The 17,445-nt window shown below is 32.9% G+C and carries 18 protein-coding genes; 10 read left to right on the top strand and 8 right to left on the bottom strand.

Translation table 11 applies throughout. The features are described 5' to 3' along the window. Nucleotides 1-27 precede the first annotated feature (27 nt). Nucleotides 28-882 carry an acetyl-CoA carboxylase, carboxyltransferase subunit beta gene (gene accD / locus QLQ96_RS07125; RefSeq protein ID WP_026728501.1) on the top strand — a complete coding sequence of 285 codons (855 nt, stop codon included), beginning with the start codon at nt 28-30 and terminating at the stop codon, nt 880-882. Between the two features lie 218 nt (nt 883-1,100). Here accD and QLQ96_RS07120 read toward each other — a convergent pair whose 3' ends face one another. After that, nucleotides 1,101-1,988, bottom strand: coding sequence for a cupin-like domain-containing protein (locus QLQ96_RS07120; RefSeq protein WP_482495866.1), 888 nt, complete (start codon nt 1,986-1,988; stop codon nt 1,101-1,103). An 89-nt stretch (nt 1,989-2,077) separates the two neighbouring features. Further along, complete coding sequence (locus QLQ96_RS07115; RefSeq protein WP_482495865.1) at nt 2,078-3,325, bottom strand: ABC transporter permease; 1,248 nt, start codon at nt 3,323-3,325, stop codon at nt 2,078-2,080. Nucleotides 3,326-3,490: 165 nt separating this feature from the next. On the opposite strand from QLQ96_RS07115, the gene purH reads away from it, so the two are divergent. The 6 genes from purH (at nt 3,491) to rodA (ending at nt 10,765) form a co-directional block, all read left to right on the top strand. Further along, complete coding sequence (gene purH / locus QLQ96_RS07110) at nt 3,491-5,017, top strand: bifunctional phosphoribosylaminoimidazolecarboxamide formyltransferase/IMP cyclohydrolase (RefSeq protein ID WP_113677351.1); 1,527 nt, start codon at nt 3,491-3,493, stop codon at nt 5,015-5,017. 56 nt (nt 5,018-5,073) lie between these two features. Next, the gene (locus tag QLQ96_RS07105; protein WP_008466528.1) at nt 5,074-6,102 is read left to right on the top strand and encodes a rod shape-determining protein; all 1,029 of its coding nucleotides are present in this window, start codon (nt 5,074-5,076) and stop codon (nt 6,100-6,102) included. Between the two features lie 111 nt (nt 6,103-6,213). Then, nucleotides 6,214-7,044, top strand: a complete 831-nt coding sequence (gene mreC / locus QLQ96_RS07100) for a rod shape-determining protein MreC (RefSeq protein WP_482495862.1) — start codon at nt 6,214-6,216, stop codon at nt 7,042-7,044. Further along, complete coding sequence (locus tag QLQ96_RS07095) at nt 7,037-7,543, top strand: rod shape-determining protein MreD (RefSeq protein ID WP_482495861.1); 507 nt, start codon at nt 7,037-7,039, stop codon at nt 7,541-7,543. Before mreC ends, QLQ96_RS07095 begins: the two co-directional genes overlap by 8 nt. Beyond that, the gene (gene mrdA / locus QLQ96_RS07090; protein WP_482495859.1) at nt 7,540-9,513 is read left to right on the top strand and encodes a penicillin-binding protein 2; all 1,974 of its coding nucleotides are present in this window, start codon (nt 7,540-7,542) and stop codon (nt 9,511-9,513) included. The genes QLQ96_RS07095 and mrdA overlap by 4 nt, the downstream gene beginning before the upstream one ends. A gap of 16 nt (nt 9,514-9,529) precedes the next feature. Beyond that, nucleotides 9,530-10,765 (top strand): rod shape-determining protein RodA, encoded by a 1,236-nt coding sequence (rodA, locus tag QLQ96_RS07085; protein WP_482495857.1) that lies wholly within the window; start codon nt 9,530-9,532, stop codon nt 10,763-10,765. A 181-nt stretch (nt 10,766-10,946) separates the two neighbouring features. Here rodA and QLQ96_RS07080 read toward each other — a convergent pair whose 3' ends face one another. The 6 genes from QLQ96_RS07080 to xrtF form a co-directional block, all read right to left on the bottom strand. Continuing rightward, nucleotides 10,947-11,630 carry a DedA family protein gene (locus tag QLQ96_RS07080; protein ID WP_482495855.1) on the bottom strand — a complete coding sequence of 228 codons (684 nt, stop codon included), beginning with the start codon at nt 11,628-11,630 and terminating at the stop codon, nt 10,947-10,949. Nucleotides 11,631-11,763: 133 nt separating this feature from the next. Next, nucleotides 11,764-12,105, bottom strand: a complete 342-nt coding sequence (locus QLQ96_RS07075) for a heavy-metal-associated domain-containing protein (RefSeq protein ID WP_482495853.1) — start codon at nt 12,103-12,105, stop codon at nt 11,764-11,766. Nucleotides 12,106-12,143: 38 nt separating this feature from the next. Continuing rightward, on the bottom strand, nt 12,144-14,150 hold the full coding sequence (locus tag QLQ96_RS07070; RefSeq protein ID WP_482495852.1) for a TonB-dependent receptor plug domain-containing protein: 2,007 nt from the start codon (nt 14,148-14,150) through the stop codon (nt 12,144-12,146). Between the two features lie 119 nt (nt 14,151-14,269). Then, nucleotides 14,270-14,668, bottom strand: a complete 399-nt coding sequence (locus QLQ96_RS07065) for an HYC_CC_PP family protein (protein ID WP_482495850.1) — start codon at nt 14,666-14,668, stop codon at nt 14,270-14,272. Between the two features lie 47 nt (nt 14,669-14,715). Further along, a complete protein-coding gene (locus tag QLQ96_RS07060) occupies nt 14,716-15,162 on the bottom strand; it encodes an exosortase F system-associated membrane protein (RefSeq protein WP_482495848.1) in 447 nt (148 codons plus the stop codon). Next, a complete protein-coding gene (xrtF, locus tag QLQ96_RS07055) occupies nt 15,152-15,688 on the bottom strand; it encodes an exosortase family protein XrtF (RefSeq protein WP_482495846.1) in 537 nt (178 codons plus the stop codon). The genes QLQ96_RS07060 and xrtF overlap by 11 nt, the downstream gene beginning before the upstream one ends. A 72-nt stretch (nt 15,689-15,760) precedes the next feature. On the opposite strand from xrtF, the gene QLQ96_RS07050 reads away from it, so the two are divergent. The 3 genes from QLQ96_RS07050 to rpsO all read left to right on the top strand — a co-directional run bounded on the left by QLQ96_RS07050 (nt 15,761) and on the right by rpsO (nt 17,385). Next, entirely contained in the window at nt 15,761-16,216 is a 456-nt protein-coding gene (locus QLQ96_RS07050; protein WP_482495844.1) for a GAF domain-containing protein, read from the top strand. 33 nt (nt 16,217-16,249) lie between these two features. Further along, nucleotides 16,250-16,945 (top strand): toxin-antitoxin system YwqK family antitoxin, encoded by a 696-nt coding sequence (locus QLQ96_RS07045; protein ID WP_482495842.1) that lies wholly within the window; start codon nt 16,250-16,252, stop codon nt 16,943-16,945. A 173-nt stretch (nt 16,946-17,118) separates the two neighbouring features. After that, the gene (gene rpsO / locus QLQ96_RS07040) at nt 17,119-17,385 is read left to right on the top strand and encodes a 30S ribosomal protein S15 (protein WP_089057420.1); all 267 of its coding nucleotides are present in this window, start codon (nt 17,119-17,121) and stop codon (nt 17,383-17,385) included. Nucleotides 17,386-17,445: the final 60 nt, after the last annotated feature.

The raw sequence follows: 17,445 nt of genomic DNA, 5'->3' as shown, positions 1-17,445 counted from the left end.
AAAATCTCAAATCTTAAATTTTAAAAAATGGCTTGGTTTAAAAGACAAGAAAAAGGAATTACGACCGCGACAGAAGACAAGATGGACGTTCCGAAAGGATTGTGGTACAAATCTCCTACTGGAAAAATTATTGATGCTGACGAATTAGCGAGAAATCTATTCGTAAGCCCTGAAGATGATTTTCACGTTCGAATTGGAAGCGCAACCTATTTTGAAATTTTATTCGACAACAACGAATTTGTTGAGTTAGATAAAAACATGACATCAAAAGATCCTTTGCATTTTGTGGATACAAAAAAATATGCAGAGCGTTTGAAAGACGTAATGGAAAAAACTCACCTAAAAGACGCTGTTCGTACGGGAGTAGGAAAATCTAAAGGAAGAGAACTTGTAATTTGCTGCATGGATTTCGCTTTTATTGGTGGATCTATGGGAGCTGTTGTTGGTGAGAAAATTGCTAGAGGTATTGATCATGCTATCAAAAACAAATTGCCTTTTGTAATGATTTCTAAATCTGGTGGAGCTCGTATGATGGAAGCTGCTTATTCTTTAATGCAATTAGCAAAAACTTCTGTAAAATTGGCTCAATTAGCGGAAGCTAAATTACCTTACATCTCTCTTTGTACAGACCCAACAACGGGTGGAACAACTGCATCATACGCAATGTTAGGAGACATCAACATCTCTGAGCCAGGCGCTTTGATTGGTTTTGCTGGTCCGCGTGTTGTACGTGACACTACAGGAAAAGATTTGCCAGAAGGTTTCCAAACTGCTGAGTTTCTTTTAGAGCACGGTTTCTTAGACTTTATCACGCCAAGAAAAGAATTGAAAGATAAGATCAACTTATACATCGATTTAATTCAAAACAATGACATACGATAGTTTTAAAACTATTTAAAATAGAAAATCCCAAGAAATTGCTTCTTGGGATTTTTTGTTTTAAACCATATAAGTTATGTAAGTACAGTTAAAGCTTTCCTGCAAGGTTTTGAAAACCTTGTAGGTGTTAATTTAATATGTACCCTTTTCTTAATTAGAACCTTAAGCTAAACCTACAAGGTTTTCAAAACCTTGCAGGAAGACATGTGAAAATTCTATTCTTAACTTGCCTTTCTCAAATCCTTTTTTAATTCTTTTTCAGCTATTTTAAAAACCCGTTTTTCACGCCACATTGCGTAACGCTCTCTAAAAACTACTTTTATAGCACTATCTACGGCACCATGCATAAATAAACTCCAAACACTGGCTATTTTTCGAGATACCGATTGATCCCACGCACGAAGTGTCAATGAAAAAGAACCATCAATGTAACGCATCCAATGCCACATACCAGTGGGCATAAATAAAGTATCTCCGTGTTCTAAAAAAACCTCATATCCTTCAACACCTTTTAGAGCAGGAAATTTTTCAAAATCAGGATTCGCAACATCGTAATCTTCTAGTGCATAAGTGGTATTTGGAAGACAGTAGAGTCTTTTCTTCCATTTATTATCAAATAATATAATATGTTTTCTGCCTCCGAAATGAGTATGAAAAAGATGTGGCAAATCGATATCATAATGTAAAAAAGTAATCGCTTTAGAACCTCCAAAAAACATCGCAGGCATACTTTCGATAAAGCCTCCCATTAATTCTTTTGGAACTTTCACATCATTAACCAATTCTGGTCTGTGTTTAAAAAGATTGAAGAAAAAAATACGCAGTTGCGTTGGTTCTCTTTTTATGAGATCTAAGTACTCGCCAAATTTCATGCTTGCAATCGAGGCATTGATTACTTTTTTGGGATCAGCTTTTGAGTTATCAACCAATTTCACTTCAATATCACCCGCAATTTCCTTAAAATATTCCGTTGACCATTTCTGCTTTGCAGGCCAATCATTTGTAAGCCCTTTTATGATTAAAGGCCTTCTCTTATCTAAATAATTCTTTTTGAAATCTTCTCTAGAAATAGACTCAACAGTATCGACAGATCTTAGGTTAAAGCTCATTGGTTTAATAGTTTGAGTTCTTGTTCTATCAAAAATATCTAATTATTTCGAGTCATCAAAATTTACAGTAAAATAACACAAACACAATATTACATTCCGGTTCGAATTGCTTCTACTGGATCTAGATTTGCCGCCGAAACCGCTGGCAAAATTCCAGAAACTAAACCAATAAAAGCTGCCAAACCTGTTCCTAAAATAATATTCCCTAAACTTAATACAAATTCAAAATCTAACAATTTAGTTAAAGCAAAAGCAATTCCCCAAACCATAAGAAGACCTATGACTCCGCCAATAAGAGAAAGAATAACAGCTTCAAACAAAAATTGGAATAAGATAAATTTATTTTTTGCTCCTAATGATTTTTGAATTCCGATAAGATTGGTTCTTTCTTTGACCGAAACAAACATAATATTTGCGATTCCGAAACCGCCAACTAGAAGAGAAAATCCGCTGATGATCCAACCCACAACATTCATCTGGCCTAAAATCCCATCGATAAAATCTGTAAATCCAGAAAGTACATTAATAAAGAAATTGTCCATTTCTCCTGCTTTCATCCCGCGAATTGATCGAAGTTTTTGAGCAACTTCTGCTTTGTAAGCTTCCATGTCAATCCCTTTTTCGGGTTTTAAGACAATTACTGGCGTCATAGCGTCGTTATCCCCGTACATTCTTCTTAAAAAATTAGCTGGAATATAAACCGAAGTATCGTTGCTATCGCCAAAAAAACCAGCACCTTGTTTAGCCATTACACCAATAACGGTAAAACGTTGTCCGTATAAACGAATATTTTTTCCAATGGGATCACTTGTTCCAAAAAGTCCATCAGCTATATCGTAACCAAGTACGATAACTGCTGTTCCAGAATTTGATTCAGATTCATTATAAAATCTTCCTTTATCAAAACTCACTCCGTCAATATCGACCATTTCGCTTGACGCTGGAATAATATTTACATCACTTACTGTTTTAGAATCGTATTTTAAACTTTCTCTGTTTACAAAAAGCTGGTATCCGACTTGATCGGTATTGTTTAAGGAGTTTTTTAAAGCGACATACTCATCATATTTAACATTTGGAAATTGTTCCCTCTTCCATTGCGGAATTTCTGAAGGCCCAAAACTGAATTTCATTAAATAAATCGTATTTTTATCCAAGCTACTCAGATCTTTAGAGATTTTTTTATCTAAAGAGTCAACAGCTGCCAAAACGGCGATGATTGAAAAAATACCGATCGTTACGCCTAAAAGCGACAATAAAGTGCGCAATTTATTATTTCGCAAAGCATTGATTGCAAAGCTTAGACTTTCTTTTAATAATCTTAGATAAACGATCATATTTCTGTATTTTTCAATAAAGTAAAATTCAATATTTTAAATTCAATAACCTAATAAAAGTTAACTTACTCATCAGTAGATTTTTTTAGCATTTTGTTACACTAATTTTCTTTAATATAATATATAAAAAAACTACTTTTGCAGTCTCAAAATCATAACTACACAATGAGCACAACAAAAAAAATACAATCGGCATTAATTTCTGTTTTTTCTAAAGATGGATTAGAACCAATTGTTAGAAAATTACACGAACAAAATGTAACACTTTATTCAACTGGAGGAACTGAAGATTTCATCAAAAACCTTGGTATTCCAGTAGTTCCTGTTGAAGATATTACTTCTTTTCCTGAAATTCTTGGAGGAAGAGTAAAAACTTTACACCCAAAAATCTTTGGAGGAATCTTGAATCGTCAAGATAACGAAAGCGATGTTCAGCAAATGAAGGAATTTGATATTCCGCAAATTGATTTAGTAATTGTTGACTTATATCCTTTTGAAAAAACAGTTGCTTCTGGAGCAAGCGAACAAGATATTATTGAGAAAATTGACATCGGTGGTATTTCATTAATTCGTGCTGGTGCAAAAAATTTCAAAGACACTGTAATTGTTGCTTCAGTTAACGAGTACAGCTTACTTTTAGATTTGATTACAGAGCAAGATGGAGCAACAACTTTAGAAAACAGAAGATTGTTTGCTACTAAAGCATTCCACGTTTCATCTCACTACGATGGAGCAATTTTTAATTATTTCAATACAGACGAGACTATTTACAAAGAAAGCATTGCAAACGGTCAAGTTTTAAGATACGGTGAAAACCCTCACCAAAAAGGATTTTTCTTTGGAGATTTTGACGCAATGTTCAATAAAATTCACGGAAAAGAATTATCATACAACAATTTGCTTGATGTTGATGCGGCAGTTAATTTAATTGCTGAGTTTAAAACTGACGGACCAACGTTTGCGATTTTAAAACATAACAATGCTTGCGGATTGGCTTCAAGAAAAACAATCAGCGAGGCTTATTTAGCTGCTTTAGCTTGTGATCCTACTTCTGCTTTTGGCGGAGTGTTAATTTCTAACACAAAAATTGATTTAGAGACTGCACAGGAAATCAACAAATTATTCTGCGAGGTTGTAATCGCTCCAGCATATGATGATGAAGCAGTTACAGTTTTACAAGAAAAGAAAAACCGAATCATTTTAGTTCAAAATGAAGTTGAATTACCATCTCGCCAAGTAAGAACTTGTCTTAATGGTTTGTTAATTCAGGACAGAAATAATATTACGGATAATAAAGAGCATTTAAAAACCGTTACAATTACAGAACCTACTGCTCAAGAGATCGAAGATTTGATCTTTGCTTCAAAAATCTGCAAGAATACAAAATCAAACACTATTGTATTTGCTAAAAACGGAACATTGATTTCATCAGGTACAGGTCAGACTTCAAGAGTTGACGCTTTAATTCAAGCTGTTGACAAAGCAAAAGCTTTTGGATTTGATTTAAATGGAGCTTCGATGGCGAGTGATGCTTTTTTCCCATTTCCGGATTGTGTAGAATTAGCTAAAAAAGCAGGAATAACGGCTGTAATTCAGCCAGGAGGTTCTATTAAAGACGAATTAAGTATAAATTATTGCAACGAAAATAATCTTGCAATGGTATTTACAGGAACTCGTCATTTTAAACATTAATTTGTTTAACTTTGTTCGATAAATAATTTATAACATTTTAAACCCCTAAAAAACTTATGGGATTTTTTGATTTCATGACCGAGGATATTGCGATAGACCTTGGAACCGCAAACACTTTAATCATTCATAATGATAAAGTTGTCATTGATAGTCCATCTATCGTTGCACGTGATAGAGTATCAGGCAAAATCATTGCTGTTGGTAAAGAAGCCAACATGATGCAAGGTAAAACACATGAAAACATCAAAACTATAAGGCCTTTGAAAGATGGTGTAATTGCTGATTTTGATGCTTCGGAAAAAATGATCAATATGTTCATTAAAAGTATTCCTGCATTGAAAAAAAGAATGTTTACTCCAGCTTTACGTATGGTTGTATGTATTCCTTCTGGTATTACTGAAGTGGAGATGAGAGCGGTGAAGGAATCTTGTGAGAGAGTAAACGGAAAAGAAGTTTACTTAATTCATGAGCCAATGGCAGCTGCAATTGGTATTGGTATTGATATTATGCAACCAAAAGGAAACATGATTGTCGATATCGGAGGTGGTACAACAGAAATTGCTGTAATTGCATTAGGCGGAATTGTTTGTGACAAATCTGTTAAAATTGCAGGTGACGTTTTCACAAATGACATCGTTTATTACATGCGTACACAGCACAACCTTTTCGTAGGAGAAAGTACTGCTGAGAAAATTAAAATTCAAATTGGAGCGGCTATCGAAGATTTAGACGGACCGCCAGAAGATATGTCAGTTCAAGGTAGAGATTTGCTTACTGGTAAACCAAAACAAGTAGATGTTTCTTACCGTGAGATTGCAAAAGCTTTAGACAAATCTATTCAACGTATTGAAGATGCGGTAATGGAAACATTATCTCAGACTCCTCCAGAATTAGCAGCAGATATCTACAATACTGGTATCTATTTAGCTGGTGGAGGATCAATGTTAAGAGGTCTTGACAAACGTATTTCTCAGAAAACAGATTTACCAGTTTATATCGCTGAAGATCCGTTAAGAGCTGTTGTACGTGGTACGGGAATGGCCCTTAAAAACATTGCAAAATTTAAAAGTATCTTAATTAAATAAGATTCAAAATAATAAACAATATATTTTTATTAAGGTCAGATTCTTACTATTTGACCTTAATAAAATTTGAAACCTTAAAGCATATCCTGAAACAAAATAACCAGACAAGAAATGCAGCAAATATTTAATTTCCTTATAAGAAACAGTAATCGATTGCTGTTTTTGCTGCTTTTAGGTATTTCGTTAGGACTCACTATTCAATCTCATTCTTACCACAGAAGCAAAGTAATCAGTTCTGCTAATTTTTTAAGCGGCGGTGTTTACGAAAAAATCAATCGTGCTAATGAATATTTGAATTTAAGAGCTGAAAACGACGAACTTGTACTTGAGAACGCAAGATTAAAAAGTCTTTTATTCAATAAAGAAGACACAACAAAATTACCTTTACCTGATTCAATCAAAGGTGTAAAACCTGCTGACATTATTGTATCAAAAGTAATTCATAATACATACAACACGCACGAAAACTTTATTACTTTAAATTCTGGATCAAACGAAGGTGTAAAACCAGATATGGGAGTAATAAACAGTTTGGGAATTGTGGGTATTATAGACGACACATCGCCTCGATATTCTACAGTTGTGAGTATTTTGAACATGAAATCTCAAATTAATGCCAAGTTAAAAAAATCAAATCACTTTGGTTCTTTGACATGGGATGGAAAAAGCACTGGATTTGTACAATTAAGAGACGTTCCGAGATTGGCATCAGTTAGAAAAGGAGATACAATTGTCACAGGAGGACAATCTGTAATTTTCCCCGAAGGAATCAACATTGGAACTGTTGAAACAATTTATAAAGAAACACAAACAAGTTTTTATGTCATAAAAGTTAAGTTATTTAATGACATGACAAACTTAGGTCACGTTTACATTATCAAAAGCAAAGACAGAGAAGAACTTATTAATTTAGAAAACAAAAACAAAGAAAAAAATGAATAGCGCTCTGTTAGTCAATATTTTTCGATTTATTATGTTGCTGGCGGTTCAGATTGTTATTTTCAACAATATGAATTTCTTAGGATATATAAGTCCATTTCCGTATATCTTGTATATCATTCTATACCCTGTAAATAGTAATAAAGCAGGATTAATTCTTTCTAGTTTTTTACTTGGACTTACAATGGATATGTTTTGTAATTCTGGAGGTATACATGCAACTGCATGTGTAATTTTAGCATATTACAGGCCTTATATTTTTAAATTCTCTTTTGGTCTTAGTTATGAATATCAAACCATTAAGCTAAACGAATCTTTAACACCAGAACGATTTTCATTTATACTAGTTTCAGTCTTAATGCATCATATAGTATTATTTGTTTTAGAAGCTTTTCAATTCAAATTCATCTGGGACATTTTGCTCAGAACCTTGTTTAGTTCTATCTTTACTATAATCACCTCAATAATAATAATTTATCTTATTAAGCCCAATAAACGATGAGAAAAGTCCTGCTGCCCACTATAATTATTATTGCAGCGTCTTTGCTAGTGATTAGGATTTTTTACCTGCAGATTATTGATGATTCTTTTAAACTGAAATCTGAAAATAATGCGATAAAAAAGGCTTACGACTACCCAGAAAGAGGTTATATATATGATCGTAACGGAAAACTTCTTGTTGCAAATCAGGCCTCTTACGATATCATGGTTATTCCGAGAGAAATAAAAAAAGATTTAAATGTTGCTGAGTTTTGTGCTCTTTTGAATATTACTCCAGAAGAATATAATAAGCGCATTGAAAAAGCAAAAGTTTATAGTCCGAGACTTCCTTCTGTTTTCTTATCTCAATTGAACAAAAATGAGTTTGCCGCTTTTCAGGAAAAAATCAGAAAATATGAAGGTTTTTATTTCCAGAAAAGATCTCTACGTGATTACGAAGTAGATTATGGTGCAAATATTTTTGGTTTCATTACGCAGGCAGATGAGGGTTTAATAGCACGAAATCCATATTATAATAGTGGAGATTTAATTGGAAAACAAGGTGTAGAACAAAGCTATGAAGAAATTTTACGCGGAATAAAAGGTGTAAAATACATTCAAAAAGACAAATATAATAGAGAAATTGGCCCTTATAAAGAAGGAAAATACGATACTATTGCTGTTGCTGGAGAAGATATCAACTTAACAATTGATGCTGAACTTCAGAAATATGGCGAAGAATTGATGATTAATAAGCGAGGTGGAATTGTTGCAATTGAACCTAAAACGGGCGAGATTTTAGCATTGGTTACTGCCCCTTCTTATGATCCTGGAATTTTAGTAGGACGTCAAAGATCCAAGAACTATACGCTTTTATATCACGATTCTATTGCAAAACCATTATACGACAGAGGACTTTTGGCCGAATATCCTCCAGGTTCTCCGTTTAAAATCCTTACTGGTTTAGTTGCATTACAAGAAGGCGTTATAAATGAGCAGACTACCTTTATGTGTCATCATGGTTTTAGTTATGGTAGAGGTCGTTTTATGAAATGTCACGGTTTTGGACCGCATCAATTGCATAACGGGATTTACAATTCTTGTAACACTTATTTTGCGCAAGCTTACATGCTAACTATTAATAAGTACGCTAATCCAGGTAAAGCTGTTGATGTTTGGAGTGATCACATAAAGAGTTTTGGTTTAGGCCAATTCATGGGGTATGATTTGCCAATTGGAAAAAGAGGTAACATCCCAACATCTAAAACATACAAAAGAATTTATCCTAATGGCGGATGGAGAAGTACGGCAATTGTATCTAACGCGATTGGTCAAGGAGAGGTTTTAATGACCCCTATCCAATTGGCCAATATGATGGCAACAGTAGCTAATCAAGGCTATTACTACACTCCTCATATTATCAAAAAGATTGAAGGAGAGAAGATCGATCAAAAGTTTACAACAAAACACGTCACAACAGTTGACCAGAAGTATTTCCCTCCTGTCATCAGCGGATTATTTGACGTTTACAACAAAGGAACGGCTTACGCTCTTAGAGTAGAAGGAATTGATATTTGCGGAAAAACAGGTACTGCAGAAAACTTTGCCAAGATTGACGGAAAAAGAACACAGCTTAAAGACCACTCTATATTTGTAGCTTTTGCTCCAAAAGATAATCCTAAAATTGCAATTGCAGTTATGATTGAAAATGGAGGTTTTGGTGCAACCGTAGCTGGACCAGTCGCAAGTTTGATGATTGAAAAATACCTGAGAAAAAAAATCACAAGAACTGATTTAGAAACAAGAGTATTAAATAAAAGTTTAGAATCTGAATATGCTAAGTTAGGAGGCATGTCTGCAGCACGTGCAATCGAGTCTGTTCCGAAAGATTCTGTTTTACAAGCAAAAATTGTAAAACCAAAAGTGCCAACCGTGACAGCGCCAAAAACTGAAGTTAAAAAAACAGCAGTAGACACAACTAAGAAAAACTAAGAAAGATTATTTCAAAATGAAAAATCAAAGTGTAAAAAATAATATCGATTGGATAAGTGTCTTTATCTACATTGCGCTGGTAACTTTAGGTTGGCTTAATATTTATTCGTCTTCTTTATTATCAACAGATGGTACTTATCAAAAACAGCTAATTTTTATTGGCTGTACAATTCCGTTGATATTTGTTGTTCTTTTTGTCGATGGAAAATTTTACGAAAAATATGCCAGTATCATATTCGGAGTATCACTGTTATCGCTTGCAGGATTATTTCTTTTTGGAAAAACAATTGCTGGACAGAGATGCTGGTATGCTATAGGAAGCTTTACTATACAACCTTCAGAATTTGCAAAAGCAGCTACATCATTAGCTTTAGCTAAATATTTAAGCGACACGCAAATCAATTTAAAAGAAACCAACAGGCAGATTCAGGCATTGGCCATTATGCTATTACCTGTAATGCTTATTTTACCACAACCAGACCCAGGAAGCGCTTTAATCTATAGTGTATTCATCCTTGTTTTGTATAGAGAAGGTTTACCTTCTTGGTATGTATGGACTGCATTTATAACCATTGTGCTTTTCGTTCTTACTTTAGTTTTAGAACCATACGTTGTTATTATAATGGCATTTGTTGTATTAGCGATTATACATTTCAAAGGTAGAGTGGTTGATAGAAATATAATCTTGAGTGGTATTTTATTGCTTTTAATTTCTGGGTTCGTTTTTTCTGTTGATTATGTATTCGATAACGTTTTTAAACAACACCACAGAGACCGTTTTAATATTTTGCTAGGTAAAACTGTAGACATGAAAGGTATTGGATATAATACCAACCAGTCTGAAATTGCAATTGGATCTGGCGGATGGCTTGGAAAAGGTTTCCTTGAAGGAACGCAAACCAAGGGAGGATTTGTTCCTGAACAGCATACCGATTACATCTTTACAACAGTTGGTGAAGAATGGGGGTTTGCGGGTTCTTTGGTCGTAATTTTACTTTTTGTAAGCTTACTTCTTAGAGTGATTTATTTGGCAGAAAGACAAAAAACAAAATTCAGCCGGGTTTACGGATATTGCGTTGCCGGAATTCTGTTTATACACGTCTTTGTAAACATTGCGATGGTAATTGGAATTTTCCCAACAATTGGAGTTCCTCTACCCTTCTTTTCATATGGAGGTTCCGGACTTTGGGGATTTACCATTTTATTATTTATATTCCTTAAAATGGACGCAAATAAGGTAAATGAATGGTAGGTTTTTAAAAGTTGATATTCAAATTTTAAAATTCCAATCTTTATAGAGTGCTTTACAAAAAATCAATAGCATTAAATCTTAAATTCATTTGATTTAAACTAAAACATACTATTGGTTTATATAAATCGTAAAAAAATCCGAAGTTTTAGGCTTCGGATTTTTTTATGATTTTATTTTTTAATTATATTTTTTCGTTTGGCCTCTTTTTTAAGAGTTTTACTAATACTGGAAATGTTGAGATGATAACAATAATTATAATAATGTATTCAATATGATGTTTCAAATCTATACCAAAACTATCATTGAATACTCCATATAAATAATGTCCTGCAAAAATTAATATAAACGACCAAAGGAAAGAACTTAAAACATTATAAAACATAAATTTCTTTTTGTCCATTGAAACGATTCCAGCAACAATTGGTGCGAATGTTCTAAAAATTGGAAGAAAACGTGCATAAATAATTGCTTTTCCGCCGTATTTTTCAAAGAAATCTTTTGATTGAAGCAGATACTTTTTCTTAAACCAGAACGAATCTTCTTTTTTAAATAAATAATAACCGCTTTTTGCACCAAACCAATAACCGGTCATGTTACCTAAAACTCCCATTATCGCAACCGATGTTGCTAGCAAAAGCACATTTAAAAAGTCATTCGGAATATAGGCAACATTTTCTATTAGATCACGACTGTAAATACCTGCCAAAAACAGTAAACTATCTCCAGGCAGAAAAAAACCTGCAAAAAGTCCTGTCTCAGCAAAAACTATAAACAGAACAATAAACAACCCAATCTGAAAACCTCCAACACTTAATGTAATATAAAATTCAGGGTTTAATAGCTGGGTCCATTCAAAATTATTCATAAAAGGGAAATTGGTTATCTATAAGTTTGTGAAAGTAACAATAATTTACCTTAACAACAATAAAATACGGTATTTTAAACATAAATTAACTATTAAAAAAAGCCCAGACTATCTGTCTGGGCTTCTCTTAGTATTATTCTCTTACATACTTACAACAGCTGTGCAAATTGTCATAATCTGTATCTGTAGCCTTAACTTCCTTAGTATCATGACCTGCCTTTGCAATCGCTTTATTTAAATCTGAAGGAGAACATTTCTCTTCGTTTAAAATTACCGAAAGCTGATGCGAACTCACATCCCAGCTTGCCGTTTTTACACCAGGAACTCCATAAGCAGCTTTTTCAATTCGTTTCTTACATTGCTCGCAATTCCCATTTACTTCTGTAGCATATTTTAAGTTTTTGTTTTTCTTAGTTTGAGCCTGAGCTGAAAACCCTAAAAAAACCATCATTGCAATTAAAACTATCTTATTCATTTTTCTAAATATTTATTGTTATGAAATTTCTTTATTTTTTATTTAATTTTAAATCTTAATCCTGCATAATACATTTGCCCAAAAATTGGAGCATATGCTATTGATGCATCAAAATTAGGTCCAAAAGGATCATTTGCTCCTAAAATTGCTTTTTGCTGTTTGTAATTCCCAATATTCTCTCCTCCCACATATACTTCAAAAACAGATGAAAAAACACGGGTTACTTGAGCATTCATAACCGCATAAGCTGGTGAAAAGTCAGGAAATTGATCTTCTGTTGGATTTGATGCCGTATAAGGCAATTGCTGTTTCCCTGACCAATTATAAGTAAAATCAAATCTCCATTGCTTGTCATTATTCATCTCTGTTTCATATTCTAAATTCCCTAAGAAACGATGTTTAGCCTGAAGCGGACGTTGGAATGTTCCTCTTAAATAATCGGTTTGAATGTCATAATACTTGTAAGCTGTTCTCAAATTTAAGTTATGAATCAACTCATAGTTAAATTCAACTTGAAGACTATTTGCAAAAGAACTTCCTTTCAAATCATAAAACAAAACTTGCTGTGGACTCTGCATTAGATCTACAACAGCTTGATTTTGGAAATCTGTTCTGTAAAAGTCAAAACCTGCATCGGCGTTTTTATTGAAAATTTTAAATTTCTGTGAAAAACTCACTCCATAATTCCATGCAATTTCAGGATTTAAACCATATACTTTACCGTTAGAATCTAAAATTGAGAACGTTCTAGAACTAGCAAAAAGCTGTTGATTCTCGGCAAAAATATTAGCTGAACGTTTTCCTCTTCCTGCAGAAAAACGAATGACTCCATTTTTCCAAGGATTATATCTTATGTGCAATCTCGGCGTAACAAAAACTCCCAATCGATTATGATTGTCAACTCTACCTCCTAGAATCAAACTAAAATTATCTGTGTTATCATAAGTATATTCAAAGAAAGCACCAACCGAATTATCAATTCTGCTAACATCAGTAACATTCACAAACTCTTGATATTGATCGTAACTAAAATTCAAACCGGTTGTAAACTTGTGCATCGTATTACTGATAATAGAATTGAAAATCAAATTAGAATAAAAGCTATTTTGTTTGATATCGTATTGATTTAAACCATAATAAGAATCTTGTTTATGGCTATTAAAAGCATTTTGAAATCCGATGCTTTGATACGGCATATCCTTAAATACATATCCGATTTTAGTAGAAACATCAAAACGTTCTGTATTAATTTCAGAACCCCAATAATTGGTTGTTCCTCGATCGCGATCTTTATCAAAATCAACTTCTCCAGTTTGCTTTTTATCATTCATATATCTGAAATTGATAAAACTAACCAAACCACTTTCTGGATTGTAATATTGGTAACGGTTTAAAACATTGATTTGTTTACCTAGCGGATTATCTAGAAAACCATCATTGTTCATATCATTTTTGGCTACACGCGCATTTCCGTGAACAAATAAACTTGTCGCCCATTTATCTGATAATTTTTTATTGAAATGGGTATTTAATTCAAAACGAGAATCGGTTGAACCATAAGCATTCAAGAAAAACGGAATATCATTTAAAGGCTTTAAAAGTTCTGTGTTAATTTGACCCGAAATACTTTCATAACCATTTATAACACTCCCAGCTCCTTTGGTAATCTGAACACTTTCGATCCAAGTTCCCGGCGTAAATGACAATCCGTAAGCTTGAGAAGCACCACGAACAGAAGGAATATTTTCTTCCGTAATCATTAAATACGGACTAGTCAATCCAAGCATTTTGATTTGCTTAGTCCCTGTTAAGGCATCAGAAAAATTGACATCAATTGATGGGTTAGTTTCAAAACTTTCAGCCAAATTACAACATGCAGCTTTAAGCAGTTCTTTACTGGTAATTAATGAAGTATTGGCTGTTAACGTATAGGATTTTTTAATTCCTTTTTGCTTCTTAGTGATTTTCACTTCTTCTAAATCTTCTTGCGAAAACACAGATACAGAAAGCAAAAACGCTACAAAAAGCATTATATTTTTTTGCATAAAAAATGATTTTAATGTTGAAATAGAGTTACATTCTTGCTTTCCGCGAAAAGCGAAAGCAAACAAAAATGTAAATACAAAGTCTTAATCAAGACTTGCAGTGCATCTTAACATTAAAATCAGGAATAGAAAATATACTGGTGGTATAATTTGAATAAGGGGGGCGCATTCGCATCAGCGTAATACGAAAGAACTTCTTTCTTTTTAAAATTTGGAATTTCTAAAAAGACAAGAGGTTGGTAATCTTGTATAGGTGCTGGGAAAGCAAATTGAAAAAAGAAGAATTTGATTGTTGCATCATCTGATTTTTTTTCGAAATGAACAACTTTGTCTTTGCAGCAAGAGTTTTTTTTCTCTTTAGAACCGCAGCATTTCTTTTCGACAACAGGCTCTGCTGTAGTTTTTAAAGAAACTGAAGCGATTTCTCCTCCGCAATAGTGCACATCAAAAGCAAACCCAATATTGGAAACCAATAAAAGGAACGCTAAAAATAGACCCGTGCACTTTTTCAAATTCATGTTGCAAAGCTATTCAAAAAACTGTCGATAAAAAACTAAAACAAATGTTATTTTTTGGCTTTTTGAAGCTGATAATAAAATCCAGGAATAAATAAAAGCACCAAAATAGGCTGAATTATAAATCTCCTTACATAAAAAAGAAGCCAGCCACCATCTGGAAAAAAATGGAGTATAATATAAAATGCCACTAAAAGTGCAACTAAAAAGAAGGCATAAATAAATAAGGTAAATTTAAAAATATCTTGATCCTGAAACAAGGCGTAGATGAGCCAAAGAGATAATGCTGAATTTAAAAAATAACGCAGAAAAAGTCCAAAGAAAAGTTTGAAAGTTTGCACTTCAGGATAAGGACTTGAATGAAAATCGGCATTAAAATATCCCAAAAAGGGATCATAGAAAAGCTTTTTTTCAAATGATCTAATCAAAGCAAAGCCTATCACCACAACAATTGCAGTAATAATTTTAAATTTATTCTCTTTTAATTTATTTAGCATATTTTGAAAATCTATTGATCCAGAAAATCCATAAAATAAAAACATATCCGTAGATCATTAAAGGAAAAAAAGTCCCATGCAGAAATCGGGTATATTGAGGATAATTATATACAAGCACTATTAGAAGGGAAATTCTAATGACATTCAAAACATAAATAGATAGAAGACCTAAGATTATAAATAAAAATGTCTTTTTAAAACTTGCCGAAAAAGCAGCAACAAACGACACAAAGAGTATCATCACGCTCACAGCGTTACATCCCTCGGTTATACGCGCAATAAATCTACCATTAAGGATAATCTCTTGCCACGGATTTTGTGAGCTTTTCTGAATTATAATATCATAATTTAATAATTTGAGCAATTGCTCTGAATTTCTTCCAGACAACATTGTCACAGCATCAAGATCTTCGGCTTGATAACTGTTCAAATAAAATTTGTAAAGCAAAGTAAGGACAATATATGTCAAGAAAAAGATGCTTACGAAAATCAGAAATGGTTTAAACTGGACTAAATATTTTTTCAAGAGATTTTTTTTTTCAAATTTATGTATTTTTTGAATTTAGCTTTAAATACTTTTGTATAAAATTTTTACATTATGACATTTCAAGAATTAGAACCAAAAATAAGCAAAATTATCGCTGGTAATGAAACAAATAGAGACGAAAAACTATTGGCAGTATGCCAGCTTTTAAATGAAAACGTAGAGTATTACAACTGGGTTGGATTTTATTTTGCTAATCATGACGCTAAAACTTTACATTTAGGGCCTTACGTTGGCGCAGAAACAGATCATACGGTTATTCCGTTTGGAAAAGGAATTTGCGGGCAGGTAGCAGAAAGCAATGCTAATTTTGTTGTGCCAGATGTTAAAGCACAAGACAACTACATTGCCTGCAGTTTGACTGTAAAATCTGAAATTGTGGTACCTCTTTTTGTTAATGGAGTAAACATTGGTCAGATTGATATTGACAGCCATGTTATTGATCCTTTTACAGAAGCTGACGAAAGATTTTTAGAATTTGTAAATCAAGAAGTTGCTAAATTATTCTAGAAGAACTATTTTTAAGATAAAAAATAGCACTGAATGAAAAGAAACATCTTTCTCTTTTTACTTCTGATAATTTCAGTTCATCTGTCTGCACAAATTAGTATGGTTTCTAAAAAAATCTTTTTAGACTCCTTAAATCGTGAATGCACACCAGAGAACCATGCTTATACAAGAGTAATTACCAATTATTCTCAAAAAAGTGTACGCTATGTTGTAACAGATTTTTACAAAAACGGAAGAAAGAAAATGACTGGCTCTACTCTGGATCGCGATGTTTTAAAAAAAGACGGTGAGTTTATTTACTATTATAAAAACGGAGCAAAACAAACTGTTGTCAATTATTCTGAAGATCATAAAAACGGAAAAGAGATTAATTGGTACGAAAACCAAAGCAAAAAATGTGAAAAACAGAATCTTTGGGATCCGAAAACCAAGAAAACACAAACTTTAGTTCTTAACTGTTGGGATGAAGACAAAAGTCAGACCGTAGTTGACGGAAATGGAGATTATGAGGAAAAAGATCAATTTGTAACACAAAAAGGAACTATAAAAGACGGATTAAAACAAGGTGTTTGGGAAGGAAGCGATGCTATTAGAAAAATCACATTTGTAGAAAATTATGATCATGGAGTTTTAATTTCAGGCGTAAGCACTGATGCAAATAATATCAAATTCTCTTATTCTTCTTTAAGCGAAAAGCAATCTGGAAAAAAAGCACAGAAGTTAAAGTAAAACAGACTGGAATAAGATAAAAATAAGGAGTGTAAATCATTAAAAACAAATTTATTAGCCCTTATTTTTAGATTCTTTTATTTTTTTTTGATTTTTCTGTTTTTTTAATCTAATTTTGCATCCGTCTTACAAAAGTTGTATGACATACATAAAAATCATTAAATAATATTGGAATGTATTTAAGCAAAGAAAAGAAAGAAGAGATTTTCGCACAACACGGTGGCGCAACAAACACTGGAAGCGCAGAAGGTCAAATTGCATTGTTCACTTATAGAATTTCTCACTTAACTGAACACTTGAAAAAAAATCGTCACGATTACAACACTGAGCGTTCTCTTGTACTATTAGTAGGTAAAAGAAGATCATTGTTGGATTACTTGAAAAAGAAAGAGATCAACAGATATCGTGAGATTATCAAAGTATTGAATATCAGAAAATAATCAATATAGAAAAGAGGTGCGAAAGTGCCTCTTTTTGTTTTTACATTACACGCATAATAT

Source organism: Flavobacterium sp. B167r (assembly GCF_056824315.1).
Note: the sequence above shows the minus strand (reverse complement) of the source record. Positions and strands in the feature narration are given on the sequence as shown.